We start from the raw sequence: 9,313 nt of genomic DNA, 5'->3' as shown, positions 1-9,313 counted from the left end.
GGTCCGTGCGGAGACGGAATTCGGTATCAAATCCAACGTCAAGGTCATTTACTTCACCCAGTTGTTAGGGTTGGCTATGGGCCTGTCTGCGCGCAAGGTCGGCATTCCCGACAACGTCAGCGATTCCATGGACCTGCTTGCGGCCAAAGGCATCGTATAACAAGGTTGGGAAGCGCCCCGTAATGGGGCGCTTTTTTTATTACCTGCCGCTGTCAACAGGGGGAGGCTATGGAATGTAACGGATGCGAATTTCGCGCCGAATTATATTATGATCAGGAGTGTCAAATCTGGGTGCGTCGCGAAGGCGACGGAACCCTGACGGTGGGCATGACGGATATTTCTCAGTCTATTGCTGGTAAAATTTTGCATGTGCGGGTGCGCCGTCCGGGCACACGCAGGCCCGTAGGCAAGCCCGTGGCGACCATTGAAAGTGGCAAATGGGCAGGTCCGGTTCCTAATGTGTTTGATTGTGTGATCGATTTGGCCAACGAAGATGTGCTGGAAGATCCCAACCTGCTGAATATTGAGCCTTATGAAGCGTGGATCGCCCGGGTTCGACCGGTGGCATCCGTGGACGTAGCGTTAAAAAAACTGTCTACTGGGGATGCGGCATTTGAGTTGTATCGGCAGCGCTGTCTGCGCGACGACATCCATTGTGAACGGGGTATGCGATGAGTGATCATTATTTGAACGATGACGGTGAAAAGTCGGTGGTTATTGTGATGACCAGTGGCCCAAGCACCGCCCATCGTTGTGCAACGCCTTTCTATCTGGGTTCGCTGTTGTCTTCCATGGACGCAGAGGTTAAGATTTTTTGCACCATGGAAGCCGTAAAACTCATGAAAGTGGGCGTTGCAGAAAATTTGGCAGCGATGGAAGGTGGCAAGCGGATTATTGATTTTATTCGCGATGCCAAAAATGCTGGAGCACAGCTTTATGTATGCAGACCGGCACTGCCTGGATATGAGATTGAAGCAGACAACCTGATTGATGAAGTGGATGAAGTGGCTTCAGCAGGTGATCTTGCTGATTTGATTTTGTCTGTTGACCGGCTATTGTTTTTTTAATTTAAAACCCGAAGGAGAAAATGATGGGAACTGTACGTGGCTGTGAAATCCCCGAAGATTTGATGTACAACGTTGATAATAACGTTTGGTTGCGCAAGGAAGATGATGGCAGCGTCACCATTGGTATGACTTCTTATGCCTGTGCTTTGGCCGGTCAGATTGTTTCCTACACCCCCAAGGGTGCTGGTAAAGACATCAAAAAAGACAAGTCTGCCGCAACGGTTGAATCTGGTAAGTGGGTAGGTCCGCTGAAGAGCCCGGTGAGTGGCACCGTGGTTTCCAGCAATGATGACGTAGCCAAGGATCCGGGCCTGATCAACAAGGATCCCTATGGTAGTGGCTGGATTGCCAAGTTGACTCCGGCTGACTTTGCTGGTGATTCTGGCGAGCTGAAAACCGGTGCTGACGCTCTGGCCGCTTTTGAAGAAAAGATGACGGCTGATGGTTTTGGCGGCTGCTGAGTTATTCAGATAGCCCTATCCAGTCAGACGGCCGCATTTTGCGGCCGTCTAGCTTTCTTAATGGTTGACAAGGATGGAAATTAATATGAACCCATGGTTAAACGCTGTTTCGCAAGTGGAAGCATTAGAAGATCTGACGCTCAACGCTGATCTGGTCGAATCCATGCGGGAGCGGTGGTCTGGCCTGGCTGGCAGTCAGGTGGGTCGTATCAATTTCTATACCCCTTCATTCAAACACCACGAGACTTCGGAAGTTTCTGCTTGTGGTAAAAATGCGTTCCCGGCCATCTCCATTACCGGTGGTGACTGCAAACTCCAGTGTGATCACTGCAAGGCTAAAATTCTGGAACCCATGATTCCGGTACGCAGTCCTGAAGAACTGGATCGCCTGGTCGATCAGATTGTTCTCGACGGTGGTCGCGGTTTGCTCTTGTCCGGGGGGTCGGACCACCAGAATGTGGTGCATTATGAACCGTATTTCCCCATGGTGCGTAAAATCAAGGATCGTTACCCCAACCTGCAAATTGCCATGCATACGGGTATTGCAACCCCTGAGTTTGCCAGAGGCATGGAAGATGCGGGCGTTGATGTAGCGATGATGGATGTGATCGGCGCCCAGGACACCATCAATCAGGTCTATCATCTGCGTCGCACTGTGGATGACTTTGAGGCGGCCCTGGAGGCTTTGGTTGCCACATCAATGAAGGTTGTTCCCCACATTGTCATCGGTTTGCATTATGGAGAACTGCTGGGTGAGTGGAATTCGCTGGAAATCATTCAACGGCATCTGCCCAGTGCCTTGGTGCTGGTCGTGATTATGCCCCAGTATGCCTCTTCCAGTCGTCCTTTTGTGACCCCGCCCACCGATGAAGTCGGTAAATTCTTTATGGATGCCCGTGCTGCACTTCCAGAGACTCCGGTGTTGCTCGGTTGTGCGCGCCCATCGGGCGTTCATCGTTCCATTACCGATACCTACGCGGTCATGGCGGGTCTCAATGGTGTGGCATTCCCCTCCGATGGTATGTTGGCATTGGCCAAACATCTGGAACGGGATGTGTTCGTGACCCCGTCCTGCTGCTCCATGATTGTCGGCGAAGAAGTGCTCAGTATGGGCGACGAGTCCACGACCATGCCTCTGGATTACGTACCTGCTGCTCCAAAGCGTCGCACCCAATTGCGCGATATTCCCATCGTCTTCACGGCCTGAGCAATGTACGTGGTACATGTGACCAGCTTGACGCAGTATCGGGGTTACCCGCAATGAACACTGCGGCACAAACTCCCTGGCTGTTAGTCGATACGGGTTTGCGTCCAGCCGATGAGAATATGGCGCTGGACAAAGCATTGCTGCAGGCCATGGCCGATCAGGCCATTCCCAATATTTTCCGCTTTTTGCGCTTTGAAGAATCGGCGCTGGTGGGTTACCACCAGTCTCCGGATCAGGAATTGAATCTGGATTTTTGCCGGGAAGAGAGCATTGCTGTGCAGCGTCGGCTTACTGGTGGTGGCGCGTTGATTTTTGATCCGACCCAAATTGGCTGGGAACTGGTCTGCCATCGGGATGCTCTGCCCAAAGGCGACATGGCGGCAGTCTCCCGGCAAATATGTCTGGCGGCTGCGGCAGGTTTGTCGAAGCTAGGCGTCGATGCCCGTTTCCGACCACGTAATGATATTGAAGTGGAAGGAAAAAAAATCTCGGGAACGGGCGGTATCATGGACGGCGATGTTTTACTTTTTCAGGGTACCGTGCTGGTGGATCTAGACATACCGAGAATGCTGCGGGTCCTCCGGGTTCCAGTGGAAAAGCTGGATGCCCATGCCATAGCATCCGTTGCCGATCGGGTCACCAGTTTAAGAGCTTTGCTGGGCGAAGCGCCGGAGCTAAGTATGGTTCAAGAGGCCTTGCTGGAAGGTTTCCGCTTACACCTGGGGCTGTGTTTTGAAACGGGAGAAATGCCGGAACCGGTCATGACCTTGCTGCCCGAGATGTTGATTGAAGTCCGCGATCCGGAATGGTTGGCTGTGAACAACCGTGCCCGCGACGGTATGCCAATCCGCAAAGCCAGTCTGCGTGCGCCGGGAGGAACCCTGCAGGCAGAAATCCTCTGGGATAGCTTTGGTGATCGGGTGCGTCAGGTTCATTTCAGCGGGGATTACTTCATCCAGCCCCGCCGCGCCATCGTCGATATGGAAGCCGCCCTGCGTAATGTGCATCTGAATGACGTGGACAGCATTCTGACGGAGCTGTTTGTGCAGCAACATATTGATGGTTTCGGTTTGCAGGCTGAACACTTCGCCAGGGTGCTGCGTATGGCAGCGGAGCAGCCATGAATAAAATCAAGCTGGATCTGCTGATTGTCGGTGCCGGTCCGGCGGGAACGGCCGCTGCCCGTGCTGCCGCCGATAAGGGGCTGCGGGTACTGTGTGTGGATCGTCGGGCACAAATTGGCCTGCCGGTACAATGCGCCGAATTTGTCCCCATGCCTTTGTTGCGTACTGTTCATGAGACCCGGGCGCGGGTGCAGGATGTGGCAGGGATGATGACTGTTCTTCCCTCCGGCTTGGAACATCATAGTGTCTTCCCCGGTATCATGATTGACCGGGGACGTTTTGATCAGGGGCTGGCAGAGCTCGCTCAGGCCGCTGGTGCTGAGGTGAAAACACGCAGCACCTTTCTTGCCTGGGATGGTCGCCACGCCCAAATCAAGTTGTCTTCCGGTGAGATTCAAGCGGTTGAACCCTTGCTGATGGTTGCCGCAGATGGTCCGCATAGCCCGGTTGCTGAGGCGATTGGGTTGCCCCATCAGCAGGTGGTTTATACCCGGCAGTACACGGTACCCTTGAGTCATCCCTATGCGGATACGGATATTTTTCTGTCTGATGCTTTTCCAGGTGGTTACGGCTGGCTGTTTCCGCGTGGACCTGTTGCCAATTTGGGTTTGGGGGCTGATAAACGCTTTGAGGATAATCTCAAATTACCTCTCGAACATCTCCATCAGCAGATGGTGGAGCGCGGCATTATTGGCCCAGAAGTGCTCGGTAGAACCGGTGGTGCCATACCCGTTGGTGGTTTGCGTCCCATGATCCACGGTAATGTTTTGCTTTGTGGGGATGCCGCCGGATTGACGCATCCCATTACGGGTGCTGGTATCCCTGCGGCGGTCATCAGTGGGGAAGCCGTCGGTTTGGCCGCTGCCGCTTTTCTGTCCGGCGATGAAGATGCGCTGGAAAGTTATGAAGAAGACATGCAGGATCAGTTCGGTCCCGCTTTGCGCCGGGCTGTGCAGCGCAGAACATCTTTGGAAGCTGTGTGGCGCAAGCCTGCAGCCCGGGAAGACCAGGTAATGCGATCCGCCTGGATCGCTTTTGATGAATACTTTGCCGCTTAAGGCAGATTGACAGGAGGAACGTCCATGAGTGCGGTAGTCGAAGAAAATTCTCAGACCCTAAATTTTTATCGCCCGGATTATTTCGTCAAAACACCGACGATGCGTTCCCCGGACTATGTGCAGTTAAGTACGGCGGCAGCCATTACCCTGGGTCTGGTGCCCGGCGTGATGCATCGCACCTCCTGTACCAACTGCCTGAATCTGCTGATGACCTACCCGGAAGGTTGCCGCGCCAACTGCACCTACTGTGGTCTGGCCCGACATCGTGAAGAAAGCCGCGATTATGCCGACCGCAATTTCATTCGGGTGGACTGGCCGACGGTGAGGGTGGACGAAATGCTCGAACGCATTGCCCAGAACAGCGACAAGGGTGATTTTCAGCGCATGTGTATCAGCATGATCACCCACCCCGATTCAGACAATGACACCATGACCATGCTCAAACGCTGGATGGAAGTTGCCCCCCATATTCCGGTTTCCATTCTTTCCAATCCGACCACCATGGAAAAGCAGGATCTCATCAACCTCAAGGAAGCCGGTGCGGACATTTTCACGGTAGCTCTGGATGCCGTGACCCCGGAAATTTTTGAGCGGACCCGTGGAAAAACCGTACAAAGCCCGCATTCCTGGGATAAATACTGGCAGACCATTGAATGGGCCGCAGAAATTTATGGGCCGGAAAAATTCGGCGCCCATCTGATTTGTGGCATGGGCGAAACCGAACAGGAAATTCTTGAAGTCTGTCAGAAAATGAAGGATATGGGCGGTCATAATCACATGTTTGCCTTTTTCCCGGAGAAGGGTTCCATGATGGAAGACTGGGATCCGGTTCCTCAGGATCATTGGCGTCGCGTTCAGTTGGGCCGCTTCCTCATTGACTATGCCGGTGGCCGCTACGATGACATGAAATTCGACGAATATGGTCGGGTCGTGGACTTCGGCTACCCCGAAGCGGAGCTGGAAGACATTATCAACTCCGGTAAGCCTTTCCAGACTTCCGGCTGCCCCGGCAAAGACGATGAAGAAGTCAGCGCCTGCAACCGTCCCTATGGGGATTCTTCGCCCTCGGACATTCGTTCCTTCCCCTTCGCCCTTAACAAGGGAGATGTGGAAATCGTGCGTCGGCAAATGCGTTTGCAGGATCTGCAATTCCCGGGCTGACAGGCTTTTGGGAAGAATATTCAGCCGATTCATGATAAATTGGCTGAATGAAAAAAGGGGCTTCGGCCCCTTTTTTAATGGAAATTCCCCAAAATCCAGTAATATTTATTATTGCTAATATACCCATATTTTAAGCGCTGATAATTGGATTAAAAAATTGATAGATCAATGTTCTTGCAACACTGTTCCCGTTAAGACACAATCACCGTGTCATTAGCGACACAACTGTGGGCGGAGGATACAGATGAAAAAATCACGGATTTTAGGGGTAGCAGTAGCAGCAACTCTGGCAATGGGCATTTCCAGCAGCGCCTTTGCAACGGATGGTTATCAGTTGATTGGTATTGGTCAGTACGCGATCGGTATGGGTGGCGCGGTTGTCGCCGCGCCTGATGATCCTTTGTCTGCAGCGATCAGTAACCCTGCAGGTTTGGCTAATATGACTCCGCAAGCAGCTTTCTCGGCAGAAGTTTTTAACCCAACCCGTAAAACGAATATGGGAAGTGGTGAGATAGGAAGTCATAGCAATATTTATGGTATACCTGCAATTGGTTGGGTAGCACCGGCTTTTGGAGATGGAATAGTCTTTGGTGGTGGGGTATATGGTACTTCTGGTTTGGGAGTTAATTATATTCAACCAGGTGCAACGGGTCCCGCATATCAGTTTGCTAAAAATGGTGTCCTTCAGCAACCATCACCAACTTTGACGTCCGGTGTCGCACAAGCATATAGCAGTATAACATTCATACAAATGGCTCCGTCACTTGCTATGAAAGTTAATAGCCACCTTTCTGTAGGTGGTTCTTTGAACATCGCTGCAGAGCAGGGTTCTTTCCAACAAACATTTACGCCAAATCAAAATTTTGCCAAGGGCGATTTGTATGAAGGTGGTGGACTAAATCTTTCAACCCCATCATGGGCCTATGGAGTAGGGTTGACTTTGGGCGTTCTTTACAAAGTGAATGATATGGTTACCTTGGGTGCAACTTATAAATCACCCATGGTCTTTACCCCCCTCACTTTCCAAGCTGGCTCACAAGCTGCACAGCTTCCAAATGGACAACCTGTGCAAGGGACAGCTGGACAGTACAGCGGACATTTGAATTACCCTCAGCAGATTGCCTTAGGGCTTGCTATTCGTCCTACCTCTCAGTGGTTGGTGAGCGTTGAGGGACAATGGATTAATTGGCACAACACCCTAAATACGTTTAATATTTATGGACCTTGGCAGGGTACCAATGTGGTTCCGCTTGGTTTACACTGGCATAATCAGTTTGTTGCAAATTTTGGTACCCAGTATGATATCAACAACTGGTTGCAGGTGCGTGCTGGTTATACCTGGAGTTCCAATCCAATCGATAACAAAGATGCAGCAGCGAATACCATTTTCCCAGCTGTAGTCCAGAATACCATTACCTTTGGTTCTACTCAGAAACTGGGAATGGGTTGGAAGCTTACCGAAGCGTATATGCATGCATTTGCAAATACGATCACGGGACCAGCTGGTACAGCTCCTTTTGGAATGGAAACACCAACATCAACACTTGCTGAAAATTCCTTCGGTCTCCAAGTCGGTTACGACTTCTAAAACCATACCCCTCCTCAGGGTACGTAGGAGACGGGCGACCGTCTCCTTTTTTTGTGTTCAGGTTACGGGGCCGCGTTGGTGCCGCAAAATCCCTTACCTTGCACCCCAAGGGGGTTTTGCGCGAAACTGGCCTGAATCCGATCAGCAGAGAACCCAAGGAAACGCATGAAGTCCATACCGATTACTGATGTTAGTAGCCTCAAAAATGAACTCAACAAATACAAGATGGGGAAAAAGCTGGAAATTCCCCGTTTCAACCAATTGGCGAGAATGGCCTATATGGGTCGTTTGGTCATGACGCCACTGGATCCCGAAGATCCTGCCTGCAAATCATTTCTGGTGCATGTGCAGGAACCTCTGGGCATGGCCGCGCACTTTATCGAGCTGGATGAAGATTTGCAGGATACCATCCTGATTCTGGATAGTGAGCAGTCCATGGCCATGGCGGGTATCATGCAGGCGGGTGTGGAAGAACGCGTGCGCTGGCATGAAGCCCTGAATGAGCGGGATTTCTATTTTTCGGCCTTTTACCGCCCCAAGGACAAGGAAACCCGGGAAGAAAACGCCTGAGTTGATGGCCTTCGGCTATCTTCCGCTCCAGTCAGGACAGCTCTGAGGGATGCAGTTACGCATCATCTCCTTGGGGGTGTTGTCTCCGGAGTTGCTCCACAAAACCTATGTGGGGCTGGCAGAGGCGCAAAGTGACAGTGATCTGCCCATTTTGCTGCTGGTACAAAGCGCTGCGCATCTGAGTCCGGGTGCGGCACAATCTGCCGGAGCGGAACTCGACCTGCTGGCCTGTAAAAAGCTGGGGGTCCCGGTGTTGCAAAGATCCCTGGGTGGCGGGCTGGTCTGGGTGGATGGCGGACAGCTCAGTTACTTTTTTATTTTTCCGACGGCGTGGGGTATGCGCCGTGCTCCTGAGCTTTTTGACTATATCGCGCCCTGGATAGTGGCTCTTTATGCCCATTTTGGGGTGCTCGTTGAGGCGCGCGATGGGCACGACTTCTGGTGCGCCGGGCGTAAAATCGGTGGGACCGGAGCGGCAAGTATCGGGCGCAGTCTGGTGCTGGGCGGCAGCATCATGCTCCATGTGGACTGGCAGGGTTTTGTCGCTTGTGTGGCAGCCCCTTCGGAAGCGTTTCGTGCCTGGCTCGCAGAGGCCCTGGAGGACAGTGTCTGGAGTTGGTCGCAACTGTCCTCCTCTCCACCCACGCCCGAGGCTCTACGCGCGGCTTTTCCTCTGGTGCTGGAAAAGTTGGGAGTGCAAGCGGTCATCGAGATGGTGCTGAGTTGTGATGAGCAGCGCGCCGTGGCAGAAGCGGAACTGGAAGAGCCGGAATGGGAAGACCGCAGAAGCCGCCGCGTAGCTGCGGGTATCAAGATTAAAGCGGGCGCTTTTTTGACAGAACGCCAATGGCCGGAAGGACAATATTTACGTATCTGGACAGAAAATGGCTGCTTTCGTAGGGTGAAAGTCTCGTTGTGGGCCGAGAGCGAGACGCAGATATTCAGCGGCTTGCAGATGGATTCCCCCGCCTTCAGCGCCGCCTTGCAACAATTGGCTGGTAACGAATACGATCTTTGGGCGGCACGATTTGCCGAAACGGCTGTCTGGAAAGATTAAAAATCCGAATCCAGAATGAC

At 52.5% G+C, this 9,313-nt stretch carries 10 protein-coding genes; all 10 read left to right on the top strand.

From position 1 onward, the window contains the following. Positions 1-228: 228 nt before the first annotated feature. Positions 229-675, top strand: coding sequence for a biotin/lipoyl attachment domain-containing protein (locus BLW97_RS11330; protein WP_010637288.1), 447 nt, complete (start codon positions 229-231; stop codon positions 673-675). Beyond that, on the top strand, positions 672-1,067 hold the full coding sequence (locus BLW97_RS11325; RefSeq protein WP_010637289.1) for a DsrE family protein: 396 nt from the start codon (positions 672-674) through the stop codon (positions 1,065-1,067). The genes BLW97_RS11330 and BLW97_RS11325 overlap by 4 nt, the downstream gene beginning before the upstream one ends. A 20-nt stretch (positions 1,068-1,087) precedes the next feature. Next, positions 1,088-1,528: a glycine cleavage system protein H gene (locus BLW97_RS11320; RefSeq protein WP_226826144.1), complete on the top strand. Its 441-nt coding sequence runs from the start codon at positions 1,088-1,090 to the stop codon at positions 1,526-1,528. 85 nt (positions 1,529-1,613) lie between these two features. Beyond that, the gene (locus BLW97_RS11315) at positions 1,614-2,735 is read left to right on the top strand and encodes a radical SAM protein (RefSeq protein WP_024892999.1); all 1,122 of its coding nucleotides are present in this window, start codon (positions 1,614-1,616) and stop codon (positions 2,733-2,735) included. A gap of 53 nt (positions 2,736-2,788) precedes the next feature. Next, positions 2,789-3,859, top strand: a complete 1,071-nt coding sequence (locus tag BLW97_RS11310) for a lipoate--protein ligase family protein (protein WP_075323207.1) — start codon at positions 2,789-2,791, stop codon at positions 3,857-3,859. Then, complete coding sequence (locus BLW97_RS11305; RefSeq protein WP_075323206.1) at positions 3,856-4,917, top strand: geranylgeranyl reductase family protein; 1,062 nt, start codon at positions 3,856-3,858, stop codon at positions 4,915-4,917. Before BLW97_RS11310 ends, BLW97_RS11305 begins: the two co-directional genes overlap by 4 nt. A gap of 24 nt (positions 4,918-4,941) precedes the next feature. Then, on the top strand, positions 4,942-6,078 hold the full coding sequence (locus tag BLW97_RS11300) for a radical SAM protein (protein ID WP_075323205.1): 1,137 nt from the start codon (positions 4,942-4,944) through the stop codon (positions 6,076-6,078). 244 nt (positions 6,079-6,322) lie between these two features. Next, a complete protein-coding gene (locus BLW97_RS11295; RefSeq protein ID WP_075323204.1) occupies positions 6,323-7,666 on the top strand; it encodes an OmpP1/FadL family transporter in 1,344 nt (447 codons plus the stop codon). 165 nt (positions 7,667-7,831) lie between these two features. Continuing rightward, entirely contained in the window at positions 7,832-8,236 is a 405-nt protein-coding gene (locus BLW97_RS11290; RefSeq protein ID WP_024893003.1) for a hypothetical protein, read from the top strand. A gap of 49 nt (positions 8,237-8,285) precedes the next feature. Continuing rightward, positions 8,286-9,293, top strand: coding sequence for a lipoate--protein ligase family protein (locus BLW97_RS11285; protein ID WP_077218394.1), 1,008 nt, complete (start codon positions 8,286-8,288; stop codon positions 9,291-9,293). Positions 9,294-9,313 lie beyond the last annotated feature (20 nt).

Source organism: Acidithiobacillus albertensis, from assembly GCF_001931655.1.
GTDB lineage: Bacteria > Pseudomonadota > Gammaproteobacteria > Acidithiobacillales > Acidithiobacillaceae > Acidithiobacillus > Acidithiobacillus thiooxidans.
Note: the sequence above shows the minus strand (reverse complement) of the source record. Positions and strands in the feature narration are given on the sequence as shown.